The sequence below is a fragment of the Streptomyces reniochalinae genome (genome assembly GCF_003323735.1).
GTDB classification, from domain to species: domain Bacteria; phylum Actinomycetota; class Actinomycetes; order Streptomycetales; family Streptomycetaceae; genus Streptomyces; species Streptomyces reniochalinae.
Map to the genome: position 1 here is coordinate 438,313 of NZ_QOIM01000040.1, position 25,294 is coordinate 463,606.

Annotated in this window: 19 protein-coding genes; 7 read left to right on the forward strand and 12 right to left on the reverse strand. The window is 72.5% G+C overall.

The genetic code is table 11. The features are described from left to right. Positions 1 to 400: 400 nt before the first annotated feature. The 5 genes from DQ392_RS23785 to DQ392_RS23805 all read right to left on the reverse strand — a co-directional run bounded on the left by DQ392_RS23785 (position 401) and on the right by DQ392_RS23805 (position 5,665). Positions 401 to 1,075 carry an SRPBCC family protein gene (locus DQ392_RS23785; protein WP_114017709.1) on the reverse strand — a complete coding sequence of 225 codons (675 nt, stop codon included), beginning with the start codon at positions 1,073 to 1,075 and terminating at the stop codon, positions 401 to 403. Between the two features lie 19 nt (positions 1,076 to 1,094). Further along, positions 1,095 to 3,458: a xanthine dehydrogenase family protein molybdopterin-binding subunit gene (locus DQ392_RS23790; RefSeq protein WP_114017710.1), complete on the reverse strand. Its 2,364-nt coding sequence runs from the start codon at positions 3,456 to 3,458 to the stop codon at positions 1,095 to 1,097. Next, positions 3,455 to 3,985 (reverse strand): (2Fe-2S)-binding protein, encoded by a 531-nt coding sequence (locus DQ392_RS23795; RefSeq protein ID WP_181856557.1) that lies wholly within the window; start codon positions 3,983 to 3,985, stop codon positions 3,455 to 3,457. Before DQ392_RS23795 ends, DQ392_RS23790 begins: the two co-directional genes overlap by 4 nt. Further along, on the reverse strand, positions 3,982 to 4,845 hold the full coding sequence (locus DQ392_RS23800) for an FAD binding domain-containing protein (RefSeq protein ID WP_114017712.1): 864 nt from the start codon (positions 4,843 to 4,845) through the stop codon (positions 3,982 to 3,984). The genes DQ392_RS23795 and DQ392_RS23800 overlap by 4 nt, the downstream gene beginning before the upstream one ends. A 400-nt stretch (positions 4,846 to 5,245) precedes the next feature. Next, complete coding sequence (locus DQ392_RS23805; protein ID WP_114017713.1) at positions 5,246 to 5,665, reverse strand: MarR family winged helix-turn-helix transcriptional regulator; 420 nt, start codon at positions 5,663 to 5,665, stop codon at positions 5,246 to 5,248. Between the two features lie 245 nt (positions 5,666 to 5,910). Between DQ392_RS23805 and DQ392_RS23810 the strand changes: the two genes are divergently transcribed. Beyond that, positions 5,911 to 7,431 (forward strand): sugar porter family MFS transporter, encoded by a 1,521-nt coding sequence (locus DQ392_RS23810; RefSeq protein ID WP_114017714.1) that lies wholly within the window; start codon positions 5,911 to 5,913, stop codon positions 7,429 to 7,431. A 244-nt stretch (positions 7,432 to 7,675) separates the two neighbouring features. On the opposite strand, the gene DQ392_RS23815 is transcribed toward DQ392_RS23810, so the two are convergent. Continuing rightward, positions 7,676 to 7,915: a hypothetical protein gene (locus tag DQ392_RS23815; protein ID WP_114017715.1), complete on the reverse strand. Its 240-nt coding sequence runs from the start codon at positions 7,913 to 7,915 to the stop codon at positions 7,676 to 7,678. Positions 7,916 to 8,288: 373 nt separating this feature from the next. Further along, positions 8,289 to 10,226 (reverse strand): ABC transporter ATP-binding protein, encoded by a 1,938-nt coding sequence (locus DQ392_RS23825; RefSeq protein ID WP_245981819.1) that lies wholly within the window; start codon positions 10,224 to 10,226, stop codon positions 8,289 to 8,291. Between the two features lie 733 nt (positions 10,227 to 10,959). Between DQ392_RS23825 and DQ392_RS23830 the strand changes: the two genes are divergently transcribed. From DQ392_RS23830 to DQ392_RS23855, 6 genes are all read left to right on the forward strand, one after another. Continuing rightward, the gene (locus DQ392_RS23830) at positions 10,960 to 11,565 is read left to right on the forward strand and encodes a class I SAM-dependent methyltransferase (protein WP_114017716.1); all 606 of its coding nucleotides are present in this window, start codon (positions 10,960 to 10,962) and stop codon (positions 11,563 to 11,565) included. Positions 11,566 to 11,921: 356 nt separating this feature from the next. Continuing rightward, positions 11,922 to 12,845, forward strand: coding sequence for an alpha/beta fold hydrolase (locus DQ392_RS23835; RefSeq protein WP_114017717.1), 924 nt, complete (start codon positions 11,922 to 11,924; stop codon positions 12,843 to 12,845). A gap of 307 nt (positions 12,846 to 13,152) precedes the next feature. After that, the gene (locus DQ392_RS23840) at positions 13,153 to 14,343 is read left to right on the forward strand and encodes a sensor histidine kinase (RefSeq protein ID WP_425470589.1); all 1,191 of its coding nucleotides are present in this window, start codon (positions 13,153 to 13,155) and stop codon (positions 14,341 to 14,343) included. Beyond that, complete coding sequence (locus DQ392_RS23845) at positions 14,340 to 14,999, forward strand: response regulator (protein WP_114017719.1); 660 nt, start codon at positions 14,340 to 14,342, stop codon at positions 14,997 to 14,999. Before DQ392_RS23840 ends, DQ392_RS23845 begins: the two co-directional genes overlap by 4 nt. 186 nt (positions 15,000 to 15,185) lie before the next feature. Further along, entirely contained in the window at positions 15,186 to 15,596 is a 411-nt protein-coding gene (locus tag DQ392_RS23850) for a PGPGW domain-containing protein (RefSeq protein WP_114017720.1), read from the forward strand. Between the two features lie 231 nt (positions 15,597 to 15,827). After that, a complete protein-coding gene (locus DQ392_RS23855; RefSeq protein WP_114017721.1) occupies positions 15,828 to 17,888 on the forward strand; it encodes a phosphocholine-specific phospholipase C in 2,061 nt (686 codons plus the stop codon). Here DQ392_RS23855 and DQ392_RS23860 read toward each other — a convergent pair. From DQ392_RS23860 to DQ392_RS23880, 5 genes are read right to left on the reverse strand one after another with little or no spacing between them, the layout of a single operon-like run. Beyond that, positions 17,878 to 19,560 carry a class I adenylate-forming enzyme family protein gene (locus tag DQ392_RS23860; protein WP_245981821.1) on the reverse strand — a complete coding sequence of 561 codons (1,683 nt, stop codon included), beginning with the start codon at positions 19,558 to 19,560 and terminating at the stop codon, positions 17,878 to 17,880. The two genes, DQ392_RS23855 and DQ392_RS23860, sit on opposite strands and share 11 nt — an antisense overlap. Next, entirely contained in the window at positions 19,557 to 21,317 is a 1,761-nt protein-coding gene (locus DQ392_RS35400; RefSeq protein WP_114017723.1) for a CoA transferase, read from the reverse strand. Before DQ392_RS35400 ends, DQ392_RS23860 begins: the two co-directional genes overlap by 4 nt. Continuing rightward, complete coding sequence (locus DQ392_RS23870) at positions 21,314 to 22,138, reverse strand: class I SAM-dependent methyltransferase (RefSeq protein WP_114017724.1); 825 nt, start codon at positions 22,136 to 22,138, stop codon at positions 21,314 to 21,316. The genes DQ392_RS35400 and DQ392_RS23870 overlap by 4 nt, the downstream gene beginning before the upstream one ends. A 46-nt stretch (positions 22,139 to 22,184) precedes the next feature. Further along, positions 22,185 to 23,747 (reverse strand): class I adenylate-forming enzyme family protein, encoded by a 1,563-nt coding sequence (locus DQ392_RS23875; protein WP_114017768.1) that lies wholly within the window; start codon positions 23,745 to 23,747, stop codon positions 22,185 to 22,187. A gap of 11 nt (positions 23,748 to 23,758) precedes the next feature. After that, positions 23,759 to 25,168 carry a protoporphyrinogen/coproporphyrinogen oxidase gene (locus DQ392_RS23880; protein ID WP_114017725.1) on the reverse strand — a complete coding sequence of 470 codons (1,410 nt, stop codon included), beginning with the start codon at positions 25,166 to 25,168 and terminating at the stop codon, positions 23,759 to 23,761. Positions 25,169 to 25,294: the final 126 nt, after the last annotated feature.

Genomic DNA, 25,294 nt, shown 5'->3' on the forward strand with positions numbered 1-25,294 from the left:
GGTGGCCGTCTGACTGGTGTCCGAGGCAGCGAGAGGGTCCCGTGCCCGTCGGCGGTCACCCGGTGCTTCGAGGCGGTCCCGCCCCGGCCGACAGGTGAGGAGGCCAAACAAATTTCTTCGTGATCGAATTTACGTACGAGGAGTCGGTCATGTACCGGCGGCGGCCCAGCTTGGCCGCAGCGTTGAGTTCTGTCAGCAGCACTTCGTGGAGCCGCGGCCGCAGACCGCTCTCGTCACAGCGGGCCGGTGCTCCATGCCGCCCTGGGCACCGCTTCTCTCGTCCCGCCCAGGAGACGGCGCGGTCCGTCGCCGATGGCCGCGGTGGCGAAGGGAACCTCGCAGCCGGCGGCGGAAGCCGACCCACCATCAATGGCCCGTCCTCATGAGGAGATCACAGGGGTTACGGGGCATGCGGCGGGACGTCGGGGTGGGGCTTGCGCAGGACAGCGCGGACGGCGAGTGCGGTGAGTACCGCCGTCGCCGCCATCAGGCCCGGGATCTTCGCCCTTCGGGCGAGGGAGGGCCAGAGCGCGGCGCCCAGGTCGAGGGCTTCGGGCTCGGGGGCCGACGCAGGCGTGGCCGGAGCCGCACCGGCGGCCGCAGGGGGTGTTGGTGTTGTCGTGGTGGGTGCGGGCCGTTCGCGCAGGTATGTCTCGAGGTTCGAGGCGAACTGCTGGATTAGTCGCTCGCCGACCTCGACGAGGATGCCGCGGCCGAACTGTGCCGGCCGGCCGGTCAGGTCGAGGTCGGTGAGGACGCGGACGCGCGTGTGGCCGTTCTCTTCGGTGAGTGACGCGACAACCGTGGCCGCGGCGGTTCCGGCACCGCGGGTTTCGCTGCCGCTGAGGTCGAGCACGACGCGCTGGGCGGCCTCGTCGCGTTCGACGGTGCCCTGGCCTCGATAGCTCATCTGCACCGCGCCGACCTTGACCTTGATGCGGCCGGTGAGGGAGTCGCCGTCGAGTTCGTCGAGGACGGCACCGGGCATGCACGGTGCGATGCCGCCGATGTCCTGGAAGAGGCACCATGCCTCCGCGCGGGGGACGGGGACGCTGAAGCTGTGATCGAGTTGCATGCGGAGGCTCCTCACGTGCTCAAGAGGGGACGGGGGCGGCCTGCTCGGAGTGGACGGCCTGGGCTTCACGGATGCGGCCGCGGACGCGGTCGGGGGTGAGCGGGCCGCGCCGTACGACCACGCCGAGCGGCGTCAGCGCGTCTTCCACGGCGTTGGTGAGGACCGCCTGGGGGGCGATGGCTCCGCCCTCGCCGAGGCCCTTGACCCCGAGGTCGTTGAGGGCGCTGGGGGTGACGATCTCGTCCAGGTGGAGGTCGGGGATCTCCGAGGAGGTCGGGAGAAGGTAGTCCATGTACGTCGTGGTGGTCGGCTGGCCGTCCGGGCCGTAGATCATCTCCTCGTAGAGCGCGCCGGCGATGCCCTGGGCGACGCCCCCGGTGATCTGGCCCTCGGCGATCACCGGATTGACGATCCGCCCGGCGTCGTGGACGACCACGTACTTCTCGATGGATACGTGTCCGGTGCGGGTGTCGACATCGACGACGGCGGCGTGGGCTCCACTGGCGTAGGTGAACCCGCCGGGACGGAAGTACGCGGTCTCGCTGAGTTCGGCGCCGTCGGCGACGAGCGCGGCCAGCGCCGTCTCGGCTCCCCCGGGGTGACGGACCCTCGTCCCGTCGATGCTCAGCTCCTCGGCGGGCACGCCGAGCCGTTCCGCGGCCGCGTCGAGGATGCGGGTGCGCAGTGCGAGGCCCGCGCGGTGGGTGGCGTTTCCGGCGGTGACGAGGGCGCGGGAGGCGATGGTGCCCACGCCGTGGGGGACCGCGTCGGTGTCGCCGCCGAGCACGTCCACCGACTCCATGGGGACGCCCACGGCGTCGGCGGCGATCTGGGCCATGCTGGTGCGGTGCCCCTGCCCCTGGGACGGCGCGCCGATCGCGAGTCGCAGCTGTCCGTTGGGGCGGACGGTGAGGCGGGCGGACTCGAAGGGGCCGAGGCCGGTGGCTTCGAGATAGACCGCGAAGCCGACGCCGGTCCGCTGGTCGCCGCTCCGGGCGGCTTCGCTCTGCCGCTTGCGCACGCCCCGCAGGTCGATGTGGTCGACGGCTCGCCGCAGCAGTTCGGGGAAGTCGCCGGAGTCGTACTCTTGTTTCTCGCCCGAGCGGTCCAGCAGCCCGGTGCGGTACGGCATCTCCTCAGGCGTGATGAGGTTGCGTCGGCGCAACTCGCTGGGCTCCAGGCCGAGTCGGCGTGCCAGCCGGTCCAGTGCCCGCTCCATCGCGAAGACGGCCTCGGGCCGGCCCGCGCCCCGGTAGGGGGAGGTGAAGGTGGTGTGGGTGAGGGCGGCGCGGACCGCGATGTCGACGTGTGGGACGCGGTAGGGGCCCAGCAGGTGGATCACGGAGTTGTACGGCACGACCAGGCCGGTCATCGTCGAGGCGCCGAAGTTGACCAGGATGCGGTCACGGAGGCCGAGCAGCCGCCCCTCTGCGTCGGCGGCCAGCGCTATCCGGTGCGTCTGCTCGCGTGCGTGCGAGGCGGCGGTGAGGTTCTCATTGCGGTCCTCGCGCCACAGGACGGGGCGGCCCAGGGCCCGGGCAGCGAAGGGGACGAGCAGTTCCTCGACGTAGAGGATCCCCTTCTGGCCGAAGCCGCCGCCGACGTCGACGGCGACCACGTGCACGTCGTCGGCCGGCATCGCCAGGCTCATGGCGATGTGGTCGCGCACCCGGTGCGGGGTCTGGGTGTTCGCCCATACCGTGAGCCGGCCGTCATACGCCCCGGGTGCGGCGAGGACGCCGCGGGTCTCGATCGGCGAGGGCACGTGGCGGTGTACCGCGAACTCCTCCTCGATCACCACGGCCGCTTCGCGAAACGCGGTGTCGGGGGCGCCGACGCCGGTCTCCAGCTCCAGGGCGAGATTGTCTTGCCAGCTCTCCTCGACCAGCGGAGCACCGGGTTCGAGTGCCCGCTCGGGATCGACGACCACGGGCAGCGGCTCGTAGCCGATCTCGACCAGCTCCAGCGCGTCCTCGGCGAGATAGCGGCTGTCGGCGACGACGAGGGCGACCGGCTGGCCGGCGTACACCACCTTCTCGCGCGCCAGCAGCGGCATCGGCAGCGTGCGGACCAGCGGCTCCAGCTTCTCGGCCAGGCCTGGGGGCACGCGCAGCTCCGCCTCGTTCACCAGGGGCTTGAGCGCGGCGACGTCGGAGGCGGTGTAGACCGCGTGCACGCCTTGCAGGTCGCGGGCGGCGGCGGTCTCCAGCCGGGTGATGCGGGCGTGGGCGTGTGGGCTGCGCAGGACGGCCGCCTCCAGCGTGCCGGGCAGCGCGATGTCGTCGACGTACCGGCCGTGCCCGCGCAGCAGCCGCTCGTCCTCGACGCGCGGGACACTCTGCCCCACGTAGCCGGTCGGCTCGGAGGAGTGCTGTCGCGTCATTCCGTCTGCCCCTTCCCGTGGGTCTCGTCCAGCGCCTGCCGCACGGCGGCACGGATGTTGCGGTAACCGGTGCACCGGCACAAATGCCCGCTGAGCTCGTCGGCGATGTGGTCCTCATCCGGCCGCTCGGCGGCTTCGCTCAGCGCGGTGCAGGTCATCACGAACCCGGGCGTGCAGAAGCCGCACTGCATGCCGTGGTTGTCGTGGAAGGCTCTCTGGACGGCTCCGAGGGGCTTGCCAGCGGTTGTCAGCCCCTCGATCGTGCGGATGTGCGTGCCCGCGCACTGCACGGTGAGCGTGAGGCAGGAACGTACGGGGACGTCGTCCACCAGCACGGTGCAGGCGCCGCAGACTCCGTGCTCGCAGCCGACGTGGGTGCCGGTCAGCCGCAGTCTGCCCCGGAGGAAGTCGCTGAGCAGCAGGCGCGACTCGACCTGCGCGGTCAGTGGGCGTCCGTTGACGACCAGTTCGACTCCACGCCACGCCGTGGGTTCCGTCAGTGGTGGATGGTCGACTCGCTCGCTCATGCTGTTCGCTCCCATGCTTCGGTCAGGGCCTGGCGGAGCAGCGTCTGCGCTCCTTCGCGCCGCCACTCGGCGCTCGCGTGCACGTCCTTGGGCGGGTCGAGGGCCGCACCCGCGAGCGCGGTCGCTCCCTCCAGCGCTTCGGCGTCGAGGGGCCGCCCCTCCAGCGCCGACTCCGCTTCCGGCACGCGAACGGGGAGGGGCCCGGCCCCGCAGAAGACGACCCGTACCCGGTGCATCGCGTTCTGCCTGCGCGCGAGGGCGACGGCGACACCCACCGCTGCGAAGTCGCCGCGGCGCTGGACATGCTCGGCGAAGGACCAGCCGTCACCGGGCGCCGGCGGGAAGACCACCTCGGTGAGGATCTCGTCGGGCCCGACGGCGGTCTGAAAGGTGCTGACGAAGAAGTCCTCGGCCGTGACCGTCCGATTTCCGCCCGGCCCCACTATCGTGAACCGGGCCTCCAACGCCAGGGATGCGGCTGGGAGTTCGGCCGCCGGATCATGGTGGACGAGGCTGCCGCACACGGTGCCCCGGTTCCTGATCTGCGGGTGCCCGATGTGCGCGATGGCCCCCGCGAGGAGCGGCCACCCGGCGCGTACTTCGGGTGCCGCGGCGGCAGCGGCCTGCCTGACGGCCGCACCCACGTGCAGATGGCCCGCCTCGTCCACGTACAGCCCGCTCAGCTCCGGGACGCGGGTGATGTCGACGAGCAGCCCGGGCCGGGCCAGCCGCATGTTCAGCATGGGGATCAGGGATTGGCCACCGGCCAGCACCTTCGCCTCACGCTCCTGGTCGGCGAGCAGCCGCACGGCCTCGGTGAGCGAGGCCGGGGCCTCGTAGTCGAAGGGACCCGGTTTCACACAACCACCTGTCCTCTCGTCCGAGCGCGCTGGGCCGGACGGGTTACCTAAGGGCTTAATAAGGCTCCTTATTCAGGGAACGCGGGCTCGTCGCCGATTGTCAACCCCCGGGACATGCCCCCCATGCGCGACCGTGTGTGGCGCACGGCCGGCACTCGCCACACGTGCAGTGCGGAAGCGATGGCCGGCAGCCGTGTTCACAGGAGCGACGCGACCGTCTGCGGCGGGCCGGCGCCCGGACACGGAGCTGCCTCGGCTGTCTTCACCCGCCGTCGCCCCCGGGAGGCCGCAGCCCCCGGAGACTCTCGACGGCAGCCGGGGCGTGTCGCCGCCCGCCGGGGGAGTCGACGAAGTGCCGCCGGCCCGCGGCGCGGCGTGGATCCACCAGGGACGGAGCGGGCTACAGGCGTTCCAACATGTCCCGGAGCTGGGCCAGTTCAGCGTCACTCAACGCCGAGAACTCCTCCTTGAGCGCGCGTGTGACCACTCCTTCACAACGCTCCACCAGGTCGTGTCCGCGCGCTGTGAGGCGGTGGCGGTGCACCCGCCCCGGGCCCGATGTCCGCTCCACGAGGCCGCTGTCGACGAGGCGGCGGACGAGTGCGCCGAGCGACTGGTCCGTCTGCGCCGTACTTACGGCGAGCTCGTGGGCTGAGGAGTCAGGGTGCTCCACGACAGCCAGCAGGACGACGTACTGCGACATGGACACCCCCAGCGCGGCCAAGGCGGCATCAATCGCCTGGTGTTTCCGCTGGTGAACCTGGCGCAGCAGGATGCCCGCCCGCCAGGCGTCACTCTCGCCGACACCGCTTTCGCTCATGCCGTGAGCCTACCGTCGACCTGTGGGGCGCCCACCAGCTCGTGACCCACGAGCAGGGCCTCGCCCAGCGGCATGCCTTGCTGCGCCGGGTGGGTGCACGGCGGCGCGGGCCGTGTCGGGAAGGGGTGGGAAACAGCTCAGTATCAGGCTGCCAACTCACCGGGGAAACATCGATCTGACCAGCTGGGTGCTCATTATTGTTTCGTCTGTCACGATTTTCACTCAGACCTCGGCAAGGAGCACGTATGCCCGACCGACGGAGTCAGCCCGAAGACCCCGGGGACCGAGGATTCGGCGATGAGCCGAAGCTGTCACCGGAGGAGCAGAAACTCTCGGGCATTCCCGCCGAGACGGCGAGCTCCTCGACACGGAACATTTACTATGTGGCCTTCGTGGCGGCGCTGGGCGGGCTGCTGTACGGCTATGACACCGGAGTCATCTCCGGCACCCTGGACCAGATCGCCCAGGACTTCGGGATCACGAAATCCTACGAGCTGTTCGGTGCCACCATCCCTAGAAACACCGTCGAACAGATGATCACCTCCTCGATCCTGCTCGGCGCCGTGATCGGCGCGCTCGTGGCGGGACCGTTCACGATCCGGTTCGGGCGGCGGGGCACCATCATCACGGTTGCTGCGATTTTCGGCGTCGGGGTGATTCTGGCCGGTCTGTCTCCCGAACCCCTCACGCTGATCGGCAGCCGACTGCTCCTGGGGTTGGCGGTGGGCGGCAGTACCCAGACCATCCCGACCTACATCGCCGAGTTGTCCCCGCCGGACCGTCGAGGCGGTTTCGTGACGTTCTTCAACGTCGCGATCGGCATTGGCATTCTGAGCGCGGCGCTGGTGAATGTCATCTTCCGTGACGTCGCCTGGCATTGGAAAATCATGGTCGCGGTGGTCCCCGCGGTGTTCCTGATTATCGGGATCCTCCTGCTGCCGGAAAGCCCACGTTGGCTGGTGCACCGCAACTACATCAATCCCGCGCGAAGGGTGCTGCGGTGGGTCCGCCCCAGCGGACAGGTGGCTGACCGCGAGGTGCGGGACATCCAGGACGTCATGCGCCGGGAGAACGAGGCCGAGGAAGGGCCGTGGCGGGCCCTCGGCGAGAAGTGGCTGCGTCCGGCGCTGATCGCGGGAATCGCGGTGGCGATCTTCACTCAGATCACAGGACTTGAGATGATGATCTACTACACGCCGGTCATCCTGACCGACGTGGGATTCCCCTCGACTTTCTCGCTACAGGCCAATGTCTATGTCGGCGTCGTCTACGTCGTGATGACCCTGGTCGGCAAGCTGCTGGTTGACCGCATCGGCCGCCGGCGCCTGATGCTGACCATGCTGCCCGGCTCGGCGGTGTCGATCGCGCTGTTCGGTCTGCTCTTCATCGTCTCTGACGATCAGCCCAACCGGTGGCTCGCACTGGCCATGCTGCTGGCGTTCATGTTCTTCCAGACCGGGGGCATCCAGGTCGTCGGCTGGCTGATCGGGTCGGAGGTGTATCCGCTCAGGATCCGCCCCGCGGCCACCGGCCTGCACGCAGCGGCACTGTGGGGATCGAACCTGCTCGTCACCTCCACCGCACTCACCCTCGTCAGCACGCTCACCCTGGGCGGGGCGATGCTGGTGTACGCCATGTTGAACGTCACCGCCTGGATCGTCGTCTTCTTCCGCGTGCCAGAGACCAAGGGGCATTCGCTGGAGGCCATCGAACAGAGCCTGAAGCGCGGCACCTTCTTGCCGAAACCGGCCAGGAAGGGGTCCTGAGACCGACGGGGCCTACCACCGGCAGGCCCCGTCGCTGGACAGTCCGCGTCAGTACGTTCACGGCAGACATCCCTCGCGCAGTTGAGCCGAGGAAGACTCCACGTCCCATGCTGAGGGGGCGGCGTCGGACGGTCTGCCGGCGTTGGGCTCAGGCAGGCACAGACAGGTCGTACTTGCGGGCCGACATGAAGGCGGGGCCCGCCCGGGGAGGAGGGCGGGCCCCGGCGCGCGGGCGGCTACCGGATCAGTAGAGCGCCCAGAGCGTGATGTTGCCGTTGACGTCGGTGCACGTGGCGTCCTGGTAGTGCTCCTTCGCCTTGGGGATCTCCGACTCGCACTCGGCCATGTTGGAGTACACCGCGGGTCCGCTGGCGATGTCGTGCCAGCTCGCTGCGGAGGCGGAGCCGGCCGACAGCGGAACCGCGACCGCGGCGGCGACGACAGCGAGACCGTAGGTCACCGGCCTACGCCATGACTTCTTCATGCATTTCTCCTCACGTGCGGTGCCGGGCCGGGTGGAAGCCGGACCGGCGGTTCTCACGCCTTTCCCGAGGTTCGATGATCAACCCGCGGCGGAAGTTCACGGCTCCGGGGAGAAAATGCACGGAGACTTCCGACGGCCCTGGTCGAGCCGGCGCACTCGCTGGTCGCGGTCGACGACGACCGCGCTGCGCGTGACGTGTCCGGGCAGTGTCGAGCGGCTGGACGGGTCGCCTGTGCCGTCGAGGACGCCCGGCAGCCCGGCCAGGGCCTCCCGCTCGTGCGGTGCCGGCCGAGATACGACGGTGGCGATGACGTGCCACCCATCCGCCCCCGCGTCCGCGCGACCCTGCGCCTGGGCCGCTTCCCGGGGCGGCTCACGCGTGTGTCCCGCGCGTCTCGCCGTCCGGCTCGGACGCGGGCTGCTCGGACGCGGCCTGCTCGGACGTGGCCTGCTCGGACGTGGCCTGCTCGGACGTGGCCTGCTCGGATGTGACCTGGTAGGACAGCAGCTCCCTGAACAGGCCCTGCTGCTGGGCGAGCTCTCGGTAGGTGCCCTCCTGCGCGATCCGGCCCTCGTCGAGCACCACGACGCGGTCGGCGACGGCCACGTTGGTGATGCGGTGGGTGACCAAGAGCACTGCCCGGTCGCGGGCCAGGTCCCGCAGCCGCTGGAAGATCCGGTACTCGGCGCGGGGGTCGAGGTTCGCGGTCGGCTCGTCGAGGACCAGCAGTCCTGCCGGGCGGTGGAACGCACGGGCCAGCGCGATGCGTTGCCACTGGCCTCCGCTCAGTTCCTCTCCGTTGAGCCACTCGCGGGCGAGGAGGGTGTCCAGGCCGCTGCCGAGCTTGTCGACGACCTCGTCGGCGCCGGCGGCCTCGCACGCCTCGTGCACCGCCGCGTCGCCGCGCGGTGAGGGCTGGCCGAGGGTGATGTTCTCGCGCGCCGTGAGCGGCCACTGCGCGTAGTCCTGCGGCACCAGGGCCACCCGCTGCCACAGCGCCCGCGGGTCGGCGTCGCCGGTCGGCACGCCGTCCCACAGCACTTCGCCGTCGGTGGGCAGGTACAGGCCGCAGGCGAGGTTGGAGAGCGTGGACTTGCCCGAGCCGTTGAAGCCGACCAGCGCGGTGACCTCGCCCCGGCGCAGGGTGAGCGAGACATCGGACAGCGCGTCGCTGCCCTTGCCCGCATAGCGGTGGGAGACACCCTTGATCTGGATCGTCTCCGGAGGCTCGGGCCGGTGCTCGCCCCGGCGCATGCGGAATCCGCCGGCCTTCGTCAAAAAGTTGCTCCAGTCGTCCATGTACAGCCCCGTACGCACCGCGCGGGCCCCGACGCTCACCAGGCCGCGGACCGACTGCCCCACCGTTTGCAGGGCGAAGACGGCCGTTCCGGCGTGCCCGACGCCGATGCGGCCGGTGGCCAGCAGCACCACGACCGCCGCCCACACGAGGCCCGACCCGAGACCTCCGCACACGGCACCGAGCACGGACATGCGGGCGCCCTTGTCGGCCGCGGCGCGGTCCTCGCGGTTGATCCGGGCGACGGTCTGCCGGTAGCGGCCCGTGAGGAAGCCGGCCATGGTGCCGGCGCGGATCTGGTCGGCGGCGTGCTTGGTGTAGATGTGCCAGCGCAGCACGCCCAGCATCCGGTGGTCACCGTTGCTGCGGAGGTTGGCCAGATACCGCACCCGGGCGGCGCTGACCTGGGCGATGGCCTGCGGAAGGCTGGCTGCCACCAGGAGTGGGAGCAGGACCCAGTGCACCCCGGTCACGACCACGGCCCCGGCGACGAACGAGGCGGACGAGGCGATCAGGTCCTGCCCCTCGTTGACCAGGTCTCCGGTGACCTGGGCGCCGCGGTCGGCCGCTTCGCGGTCACGGTTGAAGTCGGGATCGTCGTAGGCGCGCAGTTCCGCCTCGGCGCAGCCGGTCAGCAGCATCTGCTCGGCCTCGCGGGTCATGAGCGGGCCGAGCCGGGAGGAGAGCCAGCCCACGGTGATCCCCAGCAGGGCACGTACGCCGGCCGCGCCGGCGAGCAGCGCCACCGAGGGCCACGCCTCCACCAGCCGCTGGTAGACGTCCCCGCTTCTCAGCAGCGCGGTAAGGGTGCCGCTGATCGCGACCAGGCCCAGGGCCTGCATCACGCCGGAGGCCGTCTGGCACAGCAGGAGGCCGACGGTGGCACGCCGGTCGACCCGCCAGGCCAGCGACAGAGAGCGGCGCACCAGCTGGGGCAGACGCCGGGCCATGTCGCGCATGCGGATCGAGCGGCCGGCCGCTTCGCGGCTGCCGGTGACATCGACGAACCGCATCTGCGATGCGGCAGGAGGCGTGTCGGACGTGGGCGGGGCGGTGCGCGGGCCCGGGACTGCGGGGGCGGATCCATCGGTGGACTCACTCACGCCGCCCACCCCGTATCCGGACGTGCCGGGCCGGCGCCGCCGCCGTCAACGCCGTGCACGGTGGGGGAGAGGCGCTGTTCGATTCCAGGGGGCTGGTGGGCGGGGGCAGGGACAGGACTCACGGTGTCCTCCGTCTGGGCGGCTAGGTGGCACTGGTGCTCTAAAAACGCGCCGAATCCGGTCTCGTCACGGCCTGTTCGCGGGCACTTCGTGAACGTGAGTTCCCATGGCGGGGGCCGGCCGCGAGGACTGGGGGTGGGCGGGCATCAAACTCGTTCGATCGGCTCGGGGCGCTCCTTCGGGGGATTGCGCCCTTCATGTCGAAGGTGACCGGGTGGCCGATCAGCGGCCCCGGCTGCCTTGCGAGATGGTCGACGCGCTTTCGGGATGGTCGACGCCCTGACGAAGGCCGTGGCCCGCCGCACAGGGCATGCCCCTCACGGACTTCCGCCCGGCGCTCCTGGTGAACACGGCCCCGGCCGTCATGCAGGGGGAGCGACGGGTCCGCCGCGCGTCAAGTTCTGCTCCCATCCGCCTCGGGCGGCGGCGAACTGCCGGCCCGTCGCCGGCACAGACCTGCTCTTTTCCTGGCACCCCTGTGGCGACCAGGGCGGTCGCGTACGGCCGCTCTATTGTTGGTCTCATGAGCCGTTGGAGTGAGCTGACCGGGGAGACGTCCGGAAGTGACTACGCCGCGCGGTTCGCGGCGCTGGCCTGTAGTGGGAAGGACGTGCACGGCGAGGCGCGGCTCTGCGCGGCCCTGGTGCCTGCCGGGGCGCGGGTGCTGGACGCCGGGTGTGGTACCGGCCGGGTCATGATCCGGCTGGCGGAGCTCGGCTACGACTGTGTCGGCGTGGATCGCGACGCGTCCATGCTGGCCGTGGCGAGGGAACAGGCGCCGGATCTGCCGTGGTTCCAGCTCGACTTGGCCGAGTTCGAGCCGGACCGGCTCGGCATCGCAGCGGACTTCGACCTCGTGGTCGCCGCAGGGAACATCTTCCCGCTGCTCGCCGCCGGCACCGAGGCCACGGTGGTCGGACGGTTGGCCGCCGCCCTGCGGCCGGGCGGTTACATCGTCGCCGGCTTCGGCTTGGACGCGGCCCACCTGCCTGTGCCGCCCAGCATCACGCTGCCCGAGTACGACGCTTACTGTGCCGCAGCCGGCCTCGCCCTCGTCGACCGCTTCTCGACCTGGGATGCCGACCCGTACGAGGGCGGCGGCTATGCCGTCAGCGTCCACCGCCGGTGAGGCAGCCCGTCTTGGTGGTCGGTTCGGCTCCGCCGCTCGGCCGGCTCGACGGCCGGGCGGTCCCGCACGCCGAGGCCGGCCCACGCGTACTGTGCGTGTGGCTCAGGAGACGCGTGAGCGCAGCCGGCGCGGTGGGCTGCACGGCGCCACCGGCTGCGTTGTCCGCGAGCCGGGCACGCCCGTAGACGTTCCGTCTCTGAACGAGGCGTCCCCCGTGTGAGCCACACCCAGGTGTCCACCGTGGGGTGACGATTCCGGGGGGACGGATTCGTAGCGTTCGGGGGACCGCGGCGTTCCGGTCGCGGACAGGTGCGTGGCCTCGGGCCCCGCCTGCGTTGTGTTACGGGAGCGATCTTATGAGCCGCAAGGGCAGGAATTCTGCCGTCATCGCACTGTGCTGGGCCGTGGGTGGCGTCGGGCTCGTCGGCTGCGAGGAGCCGTCAAAGGACGCCTCCTCGCACCCGGCACCGGAATCGTCCGCTCCGCGGCGGCCCGCCGACGACGCCATGCTCACCGGTACCGGGACCAGGAAGGTCAAGGTCGAAGGACGGTCGGTGAACGTGTCCTGCGCCGGTACCGCCGCGGACGGCAAGCCGGTCATCGTCCTTTTGCACGGAGGCGGCGACGAGCTCAAGAAGATGGCCGGCCTCCAGAAGGCGTTGAGCAGCCACAACCGGGTGTGTTCCTACGACCGGCTCGGCGCGGGTGCCAGCGACAAGCCGGGCGGGCCGCAGACCCTCGACAGCACGGGCAAGGTGCTGACCGGCGTGATCGAGCGGGTCTCGGGGGACGCTCCGGTCGTCCTCGGCGGGCACTCGCTGGGAGGTCTGATCGCCGCCCGGTACGCCGGCGACAACGCGGACAGGGTGGCGGGGCTGGTGCTGATGGACGCCACCTCGCCGACGCAGAACGCGGATCTCGCCGAGGCGGTACCCGAGTCCGCCACCGGCCCGGCCGCCGAGTTGCGCGACCAGACGCTCGCGGTGCTGGGCGGGAAGAACCCCGAGCGGCTCACGGTCCGCGACGGGAAGGTCCGCTCCGCCGGGGACATCCCCGTGGAGGTGGTCAAACACGGGAAGCGGTACCTGGCGGAGGTGCCCGAGTACGGGTCCGGCATGGAGCGGGCGTGGTCGAAGGGGCAGCGCAAGTGGCTCGCGGTCTCCAGCCGCAGCAAGCTGAGCACCGCCGGGAACAGCGAGCACTACATCTACCTCGACCAGCCGGACGTCGCGGTCGGGGCGCTGCGGCGCGTCACCTCGCAGGCCGCTGACCGGGCGTAGGGACGGGCGGGTACGCCGCTGAGCGTCCTGGAGGCCGCTCTGCCCGCGTGTTCGGTGCGTTGTCCCCCGTGCGAGCTACGCGGAGGCCCCGCAAGTGTCCACCGCGTGGTGACGCCCGTGGGCCTTCGGGTCCGTAGCGTTCCGGGTCAGCGTGGCGCTTCGGCTGCGGATGCGGAGAGGGGGTCCCATGAGAGCGGTATGGCAGCTGCTGGTCGTCGCGGCGCACACGAGAGTGCGCACAGGTGCGTACGGAGGGGCGCGCCGAGCGGCGCGCGGAGCAGGCCGTGGCCACCCGTACACTTCCCCGGTGATCGGTTCTCGGCTGGTCCCTCGTCTGTGGCGTCGTCTCGACGTCGTGGTACGGGATCTCCCGCTCGCGCTGCTGCTGCTCGTGCCCTCGTTCGTGCCGGCGTTCCACAGCCACGGGACGCAGCTCGGTGGTCTGCCCACCCGCCCCTTCGAGGCGTTGACCGTGGTGGCGATCTGCCTCCAGTGCCTTCCGCTCGCGGTGCGGCGGCGCCGGCCTGTCACCTGTCTCGCCGTGGTCTTCGTCGGCTTCGCCGTCGACCAGCTTCTCGGGTACCACACGCTCGCCGGTACGGGGCTGTCCTTCGCGCTGCTGAGCGCGGGGGCCCACCTGGAGTGGCACCGGCGTGCCACCGTGCTCTGCTTCTCCGTGGCGTACGTGCCGCTGGCGTTCGTCCTCTTCCGGCTGGGCACGGAGGGCCTGGAGGAGTTCGTGGTGTTCTACCTGGCGTGTGCCCTGGTGTGGGGGATCGGCGCCTGGTGGCGCTCCACCCGGAAGGCGGAGGACGAACGCCGTCTCCGGGTGGCGGAGGAGACACGTACCGCCGAACGGACGCGTATCGCGCGCGAGTTGCACGACGTCGTGACGCACCATGTGACGGCGATGGTGGTGCAGGCGGAGGCGGCACGCTGTCTGACGGCCGCGCCCGACCGCCTCGACCAGGCGCTCACCGCCACCTCGGACACCGGCCGGCGGGCCCTCACCGACCTGCGGCACCTCCTCGACCTGCTCAACCCGGACCACCGCGCCGACGCGGGGACGCCTCCCGACCGCGACCGTGACCGCGCCGGCGCCAGAACGCCTCCCGTGGGCAGACTGCTCACGCTCGTCGAGCAGACGCGCCGGGCCGGTCAGCCGGTGGAGTTCACCGAGGAGGGGACGCCCGCGGAGTCGACCGGAAGCGCCGACCTGGTGGCCTACCGAGTCGTTCAGGAGGCTTTGACGAACGCCCTCAAGCACGCCCATGGGGGCCGCACCTCGGTCCGGGTGCGGCACGGGGCGCAGGAGATCGTCGTGGAGGTCGGCACGGAAGGTTCCGGTGCGCGGGCCGCCTCTTGCGGCGGGAGCGGCCGGGGCCTGGCCGGGCTCCGTGAACGGGTCGACGTCCTGGGCGGCGACTTCAGCGCCGGCAGGCAGCGCGGCGGCGGTTTCGTCGTACGGGCACGTATACCCGCGCGGAGCCTGTCGTGACGCCGCCGGTCCGGGTCCTCGTCTGCGACGACCAGATGCTGGTCCGTACCGGACTGGTGACGATCATCGGAGCGCAGCCCGACCTGGAGGTGGCGGGTGAGTGCGGGGACGGGCGGACCGCGGTCGACCTCGTGCGCCGGCTGCGCCCCGACGTCGTCGTGATGGACGTGCGCATGCCGGTGCTGGACGGTATCGAGGCCACCCGTCTGCTGGCCGGCGCCGGGGTGGAGCACCCCGTCAAGGTGCTCGTGGTGACGACGTTCAATCTCGACGCCTACGTGTACGAGGCGCTGCGCGCGGGGGCGAGCGGGTTCCTGCTCAAGGAGGCACCGCCCGCCCAGCTGCTCCACGGGATCCGCACCGTGGCGACGGGTGCGGCGCTGCTGGACCCCGAGGTGACGCGTCAGCTCGTGGGCAGGTACGCCGCCCGCATCCGGCCCGCGGAGTCCACCCCGGAGGAGACCCCGCTGACCCCACGCGAGCTCCAGGTTCTCCGCCTCATCGCGGACGGCCTCTCCAACAGCGAGATCGCCGCGGCGCTGCTGCTGAGCCAGGAGACGGTCAAGACCTTCGTCTCCCGCATCCTGACCAAACTCGACCTGCGCGACCGCGTCCAGGCGGTCGTCTACGCCTACCGTCGCGGCCTGGTGACCTGACGCTCCGGCGCCCTCATCCCCCCAGGGGTCCCGCCGCCGTCGCCGGCGGCCGGTGAGCGGTGGCCGGCCAGTGTCGCGCGCTCGCCGTGGCGCCGTGTCAGGCCGACAGTCTCCGGGTCTTCTGGTCTTCTGGTCTCCTGGTGTCGGAGATGCCCGTGAGAAGTGTGCGGCGGTGAAGGGAGAGGTATGGCGGCCGGCAGACATGTCAGGCGCGTAGGGACACTCGTGGGCGGGGGGCTGCTGCTGCTCGTCGGGGTGGCGCTCCTCGTCCTGCCGGGGCCCGGGCTGTTGCTCGTCTTCGCGGGCCTGGTCGTCCTCTCCCGGGAGTTTCCGGGCCTGAACCGGTACGTCGGGCCCGTGCGGGCCAGGGCGCTCCAGGCCGCGGAGGAGAGCGTCTCCTCACCGCTGCGGCTGGCAGGATCCGCCCTCGCCGCGCTCGCCCTGATGGCCGCTGGGGTGGCCTGGGGGCTCGTGCCCGACCTCCCCTTCAGTGGCTGGAGCACAGGCTCCAGCCTGATCCTCGCGGGCTTCATCCTGGTGGGGCTGCTGGTGTGGAGCCGCCGCCGGGTCACCGCGCAACGGGCCTCCCGGCGGTGACCGGCGCTCCCGCTCCGCCCGGCTGATGCTGCGCGGCGGCGCGCACCGCTCGGTTGTGAAGCCGAGGCGGGAAACGTCGTGATTGTGCAGGTAGAGACGGGTGGGAGGGTGGCGTATCGTCCTCGGATGTTGCCAACTTGTTCATACAGGTGACTTCCCTGGACGGGGTTCTTCTTGACAGACTCCGTTGACTCGCACGTTTTCGCACACCCTTGTGAGGTCAGCAGACAGATGCCAGCACTCAACCGCCGCAGGTTCCTCCAGATCGCCGGCGCCACCGCGGGCTTCTCCGCCCTGTCCGGCAGCATCCAACGCGCCGCCGCGATCCCCGCGGCCCGCCGTTCGGGCAGCATCGAGGACGTCGAGCACATCGTCGTGCTGATGCAGGAGAACCGGTCCTTCGACCACTACTTCGGCTCCCTGCGCGGTGTGCGCGGCTTCGGTGACCCGCGCCCCATGGCGCCCACGGGCAAGAAGTCCGTGTGGCACCAGTCGGACGGCTCCAAGGACGTGCTGCCGTACCACCCGGACGCCGAGAACCTGGGCATGCAGTTCATCGCCGGCCTCAACCACGACTGGGCGGGCGGGCACCAGGCCTGGAACGAGGGCAGGTACGACCAGTGGATTCCGGCCAAGGGGCCCGGCACCATGGCCTATCTGACCCGCGAGGACATCCCGTTCCACTACGCGCTCGCCGACGCCTTCACCGTCTGCGACTCGTACCACTGCTCGATGATCGGGGCGACCGACCCCAACCGCTACTACATGTGGACGGGGCACGCGGGCAACGACGGCGAGGGCGGCGGCCCGGTCCTCGGCAACGAGGAGGCCGGGTACGGCTGGACGACGTACCCCGAGCGGCTGGAACAGGCGGGCATCTCCTGGAAGATCTACCAGGACATCGGCGACGGTCTGAACGAGGACGGCGGCTGGGGCTGGATCGAGGACGCCTACCGCGGCAACTACGGGGACAACTCGCTGCTGTGGTTCACCAAGTACCAGGACGCCGAGCCGGGCGACCCCCTCTACGACAAGGCCCGCACCGGTACCGAAGCCAAGAAGGGCGACGGCTTCTTCGACATCCTCAAGGCCGACGTGCAGTCCGGCAAGCTGCCGCAGATCTCCTGGATCGCCTCGCCCGAGGCCTTCACCGAGCACCCGAACTTCCCCGCCAACTACGGCGCCTGGTACATCTCCCAGGTCCTCGACGCGCTCACCTCCAACCCGGACGTGTGGGCGAAGACCGCGCTGTTCATCACCTACGACGAGAACGACGGCTACTTCGACCACGTCGTCCCCGCCTACCCGCCGGCCTCTCACGCGCAGGGCCGCTCCACCGTCACCACCGAACTCGACACCTACACCGGCGGCCTCGAGGGCTACGAGCCCGGCCCCTACGGCCTCGGCCAGCGCGTTCCCATGCTCGTCGTCTCCCCCTGGAGCACCGGCGGCTACGCCTGCTCCGAACTGTTCGACCACACCTCGATCATCCGCTTCATGGAGCGCCGCTTCGGCGTGCACGAGCCGCACATCTCGCCCTGGCGCCGTGCCCTGTGCGGCGACCTGACCTCGGCGTTCGACTTCGGTCTCAAGGAGACGGAACCGGCGTCGCTGCCCGACACCGACGCCTACGAGCCGCCGGACGACGAGCGGCACGACTCCTACGTGCCCAAGCCCCCGGCCGAGCCGGTGCTGCCCAAGCAGGAGCCGGGCTCCCGGCCGACCCGGCCGCTGCCCTACGCGCCGCTGGTGGACGGCTCGGCGCAGGTCGCCGACGGGAAGTTCACGCTCACCTTCAGCGGCGGCGAGCAGGCCGGCGCCTTCTTCCTCGTCACCTCCGCCAACCGCACCGACGGCCCCTGGACCTACACCACCGAGGCGGGCAAGAAGCTGTCCGACACGTGGAACGCGGCCTACTCCGAGGGTGCCTACGACCTGACGGTGCACGGTCCCGGCGGCTTCCTGCGCACCTTCACAGGCCCTGCGGACAAGGCCGGGCCGGAGGTCACCGCCCGCCACCTGGGCGAGAGCGGTGACCTTGAGCTGACCATGAGCAACGACGGCGACGACGACTGCGACCTGACGGTGGTCAACGCCTACGGCGGCGAAAAGGAGACCCACAGGGTGCGGGCAGGCGCGCGGGTCGTCCGGACGGTGGGCCTGCGCTCCACCAAGCGCTGGTACGACCTGTCGGTCACCACCGACACCGACGACGCGTGGCTGCGCCGGCTCGCCGGACACGTCGAGACGGGGGAGCCCGGCGTCAGCGACCCGGCCACCCTCACGGACTGACCGGCGCGCACGCGGGCGGCTCGGCCCTGCCGGCAAGGGACGCCGCGGCCATCCCGGCGAGGGTGGTGCGGCAGACCTTGCCGGTGGGGCCGAGCGGCATGTTCGCCACCAGGAGCAGCCTCTCGGGGAGCTTCCGGCGCTCCAGGCCGCGCTCGTCCTCCAGATAGGAGGTGAGCGCGGCGAGCGTCAGGGGAGTGGGCCGGATGCCGGGCACCTGGCGCACGCAGGCGCACAGGCGTTCGCCCAGTTCCGGGTCCGGTACCCCCACACACGCCACCTCGGCCACCGCGGGGTGGCTGCCGAGCTCCCGCTCCACCTCGGCGGGGCTGATGTTGTATCCGCCGCGCACGACGATCTGCTTGAGACGCCCGAGAACGTGCAGCCGCCCTTCGGCGTCCAGCCGCCCCAGGTCGCCGGTGCGCACCCAGCCGTCGTCCGTGCGGTAGCGGGCGTCCTGGCCGGGCCCCGCCACATGACTCAGTGGGGTCATCGGGCCGCGGGCCAGGATCTCGCCCGACCGCCCGGCGGGCAGGGGCAGCGCGCTGCCGCCGGGTTCGGCGACGCGGATCTCGGCGACCGCGGGGTCCGGCAGCCCGGCGCAGGTGGGCCCGCCGCCGTCGCCCCTGGCCGTGTGGCAGTTCACCCCGTCCGAGGAGCCGTAGACCGTCAGGACGCGGCGGCCGAAGCGGGCCCGGCACGCCTCGGCGGTCGCCCCGGGCAGCGCGGCCCCGCTGGAGACGAGAGCCCGCAGCCCGCCGACGTCCTCCCCGGGCAGCCGGGGCACGTCGGCCAGCCGCCGCAGCATCGCCGGAACCCCGAACACGTGGGTGGGGCGGTGCGCGACCAGCGTACGGAGGGCCGCCGCCGCGTCGAAGCCGTCCTGGAGCAGCAGCGTGCCGCCGAGCGCGGCGAGCGTGACGTAGCTGCCGAGTGAGCCGAACGACGAGGCCAGCGAGACGAGCAGCAGGTTGCGCATCGGCTCGCTACCGTCGTGCAGGGCCCGCACGTAGGAGGCGCGGCCGCCCGCCATCGCGTTGTGCGAGTAGGCCACCATCTTCGGTTCGGCTTCCGAACCCGAGGAGACCAGGAGGCGGACGGGCGCCTCGGGATCGTGCGCACGGGGCCGGAAGTGCCTGCCGGACGCGGCCGTCAGCGACTCGGCCCCCTGCGGTCCTTCACCGGCTTCGCCGCAGGTGAAGAGCGTTCGAAGGTGCGGCAGTCCGGCGCTCGGCACGGCGTCACGCTCCCGCGCCACGACCAGGGCGCGGGCCCGGGAGCGCGCCAGCAGACCGGCCGGGCCCAGGCTGCCGTGCCCCGGCGGGTAGGGCAGGGCGACCGCGCCGACGGCCGCCACGGCCAGCTCCGCCGCCACCGCGGCCCGCCCGTTGGGCAGCCGCAGGGCGATGATGTCGCCCGGGCCCAGACCGTGCTCGGCCAGGCGGGAGGCGAAGTGGCGGACGGTGGCATCCAGCCCGGCGTAGTCGACGGTGCCCGACGCGTCGACGACCGCCGCCCTGCGGGGGTGGGCGCGTACGTGGTCGGAGAAGAGGGCGTACACGTCGCGGTCCGGGCACCACCCGCGGTCCACCCACGCGCGGCGGAGCGAGGCGGGGACCAGGTCCCGCACGGTCACGCCCGCGTTCGACGTCCACACGGCAGCGGCGGTGGTCACAGGAACTCCCACGGGGCGAGCGGACGCGCGTACGCGTCGTGGCGGACGGCGGCTGAGAAGCGCGGGTCGGCGGCCAGCCGCGCGAGGTCGGTGCCGACCGGCAGGGCAGTCAGGCCCGCCTCGGCGAAGCGCGCCGCCCACGCGCTGCTCGTCCCCGTGCGCAGCCGGGCAGCGGCCGTGTCGGGGCAGCGGGCCGCGTCCGCGCCGAGGACGCGCCCCAGCTGCTCCGGGTGCGCGCGGGCGGTCTCTCCCAGCCACAGGTGGCCGTCGGCGGTCGCGGGCGGCGTCTCCCACGGGCCCCACCGGACACGCTGCCGTGGCCGTGGCACGAGGGCGGCGGCGGACAGCAGCGAGGAGTCGGCGCGCTGCGCCCGCCCGGTGCGCTCGCGCGCGAGCAGCCCCGCGAGTACGGCCTGCGCGCTCAGCAGCCCGCCGAGCACGTCGGTGAGCGTCATCAGCGAGGGTGCGGGCGGCAGATGGGCCGGACGTACGGCGGCGGCGAGCCCGCTGTGCGCCTGCACCAGGAAGTCGGTGCCCACCGGCGGGGCTTGCCCCAGCGCTTCGCCCCATCCTGAGGCCCAGGCGTGGACGAGTCCCGGCCGGACGGCGGACAGGTCCGCGGCGTCCAGGCCGAGCCGCGCCGCCTTGCCCGGGGCCCAGTTGTGCAGGAAGACGTCGGCGCCCGCCACCAGCTCCCGCACGGTGCGCCGCCCCTGGCCCGTCGTGAGGTCCGCCTCGACGACCTGCTTGCCGTCGTTGAGCGCACGGAAGCGCGCCGAGGTGGGCCCCGCCATGGGCGGCATGCCCCGCATCGGGTCGCCGCCGGGGGGTTCGACCCGCACCACCTGGGCGCCCAGCAGCCGCAGCACGTGCCCCGCCAACGGCCCCTGCACGCGCCGGGTGGACTCCACGACGCGCAGCCCCGCGAGGGGAGCGGGCCCGCTGCCGGGCGGCTTCGGTACCGCTTCCCGGGCCGGTGGGGTGCCGGTCGTGGCCTTGTCCAGCGGTGTCAGCCGCCAGGCCGGTGGCGGCCGGCCGGCCCCCGGGTCCTCGCCGATGGGCAGGACGTCGGCGCCCGCCTGTGCGGCGGCCGTACGGATCGCCGCGTAGGGCGCGGCGCCCACGGCACGGTACAGGGCCTGCGGCAGCAGACAGGTGGCCGTCGCGAAGCGCTGCTGGAAGGGGCGCCACCCCTGGCTCAGCGCGGCGCCGGGCGCCCCCAGGCGCTGCCAGAAGCCCAGCCACCGTTCGGCGTCGAGCGCTTCCAGTTCGAAGGACACACCGTCGGCGGAGACGAAGGGACGGTGGCCCACGTCCGTGGGCGCCTCCCGCCGCGCGGCGGGAGGCGCGTCGTCCTCGTCGCCTTCGGCGGTGGCCGCGGCCAGGTACTGGCCGACGCTGAACAGCGCGGCCTGGCCGACCGAGGTACGCACCCGCGCGACGTCTCGCCCCGTGGCGCGGCCGAGCAGGGCGGCGCAGACCCCCTGCGCCGCCAGAATCCCGGCCACCGTGCCGGCGTAGTCGACGGCGAGCGGCGTGGGCCGTCCGGCGGCGCGGCCGTGCACCTGCATGATTCCGCACGCCGCCTGCACGGCCTGCTCGCTGCGCAGGGGAAGGTCGACGGGGCCCGCCCAGTCGATGCGGCAGGGCACGGTGGCGGTGCCCGGGTCGCCCACCAGGGCCAGCAGCCGGTCGGCGACCCGGTGGGCGACGGTGGGAGCAGGCGCCACCTGGGCGCGCGGCGTACTCGTCGTCACGTAGCCGCCCCTCGGCCGTCGTCGGGCCTGCGGCCCTGGACGGCGTACAGGACGCTGGAGGCCGCACGGAAGCCCGGGTCCCGCATCAGCGCCCTGACCCGTGCGAGCTCGTCGCGCGTCATGCCCGCGGCCAGCAGCTGGTACTGGAGGTGGTAGGTGTGGTGCAGCTGTAGCTGGAGGCCGGGCGAGTCGGAGGTGCGCAGCTCGATGCGGGGCCGCACGTCGAGGTCCACGAGCCCGGCCGCGCGCAGCGCCGTGGGCACCTGCCGCCCCCAGTGGGGGTCGCCGCCGCCCGCGCGGAAGACGGCGCACTTGGCGTCCAGGAACTTCTCGTAGACCCGGGCCGACTCCTCGTCGGGTGTCAGCAGCGGCGGCTCGTAGGAGGTGTCGAACTCCTCGACGTGCAGCACCCCGCCAGGGGCCAGGGACCGTACCAGCTTGCCCAGCACCGCGGTGCGTTCGGGCAGGTGCTGGAGCACCAGCCGGGCGACGACCAGGTCGTAGGCCGCCTCGGGGAGCGGGTCGGTGGCCGCGTCGTGCGCGAGCGCCGTCAAACCGGCCCTGGCGGCGATGTGGTGCGGCTTGACGTCGGTGGCCGTGACATGGCCGCCGGGCAGCACCCGCTCGGCGAGCCAGTGCGCGACCGTGCCGCCTCCCGCACCGATCTCCAGACACCGCCAGCCCGGCGCCACCCGGGCCGCGGTCAGGTGCGCGAACGTGGCGGTGTCGTAGGCGGCGGCCAGACAGCGGTGCTGTTCGCGGCTGTGCTCGGTGTCGTTGTCGAACGCGTAACGCGCCGCCTGCGTCAGTGTGTCGGCCACGGTGTACCGTCCTTTCTCGTTACGCCAGGACCCGGTGCGCGGCTCGTCACGTCCACCGTCCCGAGCCCACCGTCTCGCCGCTCCCGGTCAGCTGCCGCAGCAGCGCCGTGCGGCGTACCTTCCCCGTGCCGGTGCGCGGCACCTGATCCCACGTCAGCGCCACGGGCTCGCCCAGCGGCGGCAGGTCCCGCACCGCCCGGTCCCAGGCGGCGCGGTCCAGCAGGCCGTCCTGGGTGACGACGACCGGCAGCGGAGCGCGCCCCGAGGGGCTCAGCAGCACGCACTCGGCGGCCTCGGGCAGCCGGTCCTCCAGCAGGTCCTCGGTGCGCAGGCAGCTCAGGCCCGGGGTGTGGTCCACCTCGCGGTCCAACAGCTCCACACTGCCGTCGCCGCGCAGGCGCCCCAGGTCGCCGGTGTTCCACCAGGCGCCGTGCCGCTTGGCCGCCCAGCGCTCGTTCTCGCCCACGTATCCGGTGGCGCAGGCGGACGTGCGGGCCAGCACCAGCCCGGCCTGTCCGCGGCCCAGCGTGCGGAACGTGTCGGGGTCGACGACGCGCAGCCGGGTCTTGCCGGGTACCGGACGGCCCACGCCCCGCGCCTCGGAGGTGTGCGCGACGGACCGCCGGGTGTGGAAGCGGAACGTCAGCGGGCCCGTCTCCGTCTGCCCCCAGCCCTGCATCCACAGCGGCGCACGGTGCGCGGTGGCCCGCAGGTAGGCGCGGAGGGTCGGTGGATGCATCGCGTCGTAGGTGCTGATGAACAGCCGCACCCGGCGGAAGGGGTTGTCGAGGCGGGCGGTCAGCGGCTGGAAGCGGACGTAGGCGGAGGGGAGCGCCTCCACGAGGGTCGGCGGGTGGGCGCGCAGGAGGGGATCGGCCACGTCGGGGTCCTGCGTGGTGAGGATGGCGATCTCGGCCGGGTCCAGGCACAGCGCGCTCGCCGTCCAGCAGAACGTCCTGCCGTGGGCGAACGCGTTGGCGTTGACGAGGGTGTCGTCGCGCCGCACACCGATCCGCGGGTACCGCACGGTCTCGAACCTGGCCAGCTTCCCGATGATGGTGCGGGTCGAGTGCGCCACCAGCTTCGGCACCCCGGTGGTGCCGGACGTGTGGTTGATGACCAGCGGCTCGTCGTCGTGCCGCAGGTGAGGGGCAGGCGCCGGGATGCCGGCCACGTCGGCCAGGCCGAGGGCGCCGGGCGCGGAGCCGTCCAGGAGGAGGACGGCGTGCGCCAGGCCCGGGGGTTCGGCCGCGCGCAGCGCCTCCCACAGCGCGGCGGTGGTGACCAGCAGCGCGGGCCGCAGCCGCCGCAACAGCGTGACCAGCCACTGGTGCGGCAGCTGCGCGGACAGCTGCGCGGGGACGGCGCCGACGCGCACGGCCGCGCACGCCAGCACGTCGTAGTCCCAGTGGTTGGGCTTGACGATCGCCACCCTGTCCGAGGGCCCCGCGCCCGCCGCGGCGAACCAGCCGGCGGCCCGCCGCACCAGGGTGGCGAGCTCCGGCACGGTGTAGCTGGTCGCCTCCTCCGTGCCGATGTCGAAGGGCCGGTCGAGGTGGAAGCGGGTGGCGACTCCCCGGGCGGCGCACTCGTCGAAGAGGACACCCATGTCGTGCGGTTTCACTCGGTCTCCTTCCCGCCGCCCACCAGGGCGCCGGAGACGGAACGGCGGTGCGCGGGGCCCGGCCCGGGCCGGGCCGGACGGGGCCGCACCGTGGCCAGGACCCGGGAGGCCGCCAGCGCGCCCGCGCGTACGGCACCCTCGCTGGCGGGCCGCAGGGTCAGCCAGTCCCCGGCGTACTCCACGGGCCGCACCGGACGCCGGGCGAACGCCGCGCGGTGGTGGAGCGCCTGCGGGGTGGCCTCGGGCAGCCCGTGGGCGAAGCCGTGCACGAAGGTTTCGGTGCAGGCCCGGTGCAGGCCGGGCACGTACGGTTCGGCCGCGGCCACGAGCCGGTCGGCGACCTCCTTGTCCGGTGCGCGCAGCAGCGCGGGCAGCTGTCCGGGCGCGGCCATCAGCGTCAGCAGCCCCTTGCCCGCGGGCGCACGAGCAGGGTGCTTGGCGTGGTCGACGATGATGCCGGACAGCACGCTCTCCTCGGCGGCGGGCGTCAGCAGCACGTACAGCGGCCGCGGCGACGGCGGTGCCAGCGGCCGGTCCAGCAGGCAACTCACCTTCAGCACGGGCGTGAACGTGCACGCCGTCAGGAACGGCAGCTCGTCAGCGGGCGCGTTGGCGTGCAGGCGCGCCGCGACCGGTGCGGGGACGGCCAGCACGACCGCGCGCGCCGTCACCTCGCCGTCGGCCAGCCGCACCCGGGCGAAACCCGGCTCGGAGACGACCTCGCGCACCGGGGCACCGGTGACGACGTCGAGGTCTTCGGCGAGCCGCCGCGTCAACAGGTCCATGCCGTCCCGGTAGGTGCGCCAGCGCTCGGTGGTGCCGACCGACCGCAGCAGGCTCAGCAACGGCGCGGCGCAGGAGTGCTCCGTGCGCCACCCGAAGAAGTTGCCCGCGACGGGCTGGAGCAGGTAGTCGTGCAGGTCAGGGTGGTAGCGGTGGGCGAACTCCGCCACCGTCGCGGCGCCCGCAGGCGTGCGCTCGGGGCGGTCGCCGTCGAAGGCGGAGCCGTGCCGGGCCAGCCACGCGGTGAGCCGCAGCAGATCGAGGCGGGCGCGGGGGGCCAGCCCGGCGCCGGTGACGGGGGCGTTGCGGGCGGCCACCCCGGGATGGGCACGCCCGTGGCGCCACACCCCGATCGACTCGCCGATCAGCGGCACGTCCTCGGCCGGTACGCCGAGCCGCCGCAGCAGCTCCCAGGTGGCGCGGTAGCCGTGCTCGGAGATCTGTTCGGCCCCCTCGTCGACCGTCCAGCCGCCGTGGCGGAAGCTGTGCATCCGCCCGCCCACCTCGTCGCGCTCCTCCAGCACCCGCACCCGCAGCCCGGCGCGCCGCAACTCGTGCGCGGCCGTCAGCCCCGCGACGCCCGCCCCGACGACCACGGCGTCCAGCTCGGGGCGCCCGCTCACGCGGCCCTACCTTCTTGAGCGCGTCCCGGGAGTTCGCGACTCTGGGACAGCGCGGGTGGGGCAGGGATGGTTTTCATGCTGGCTGCCCTCGATGGCTCAGGTGGCTGATCCCCCTGCCCCACCACT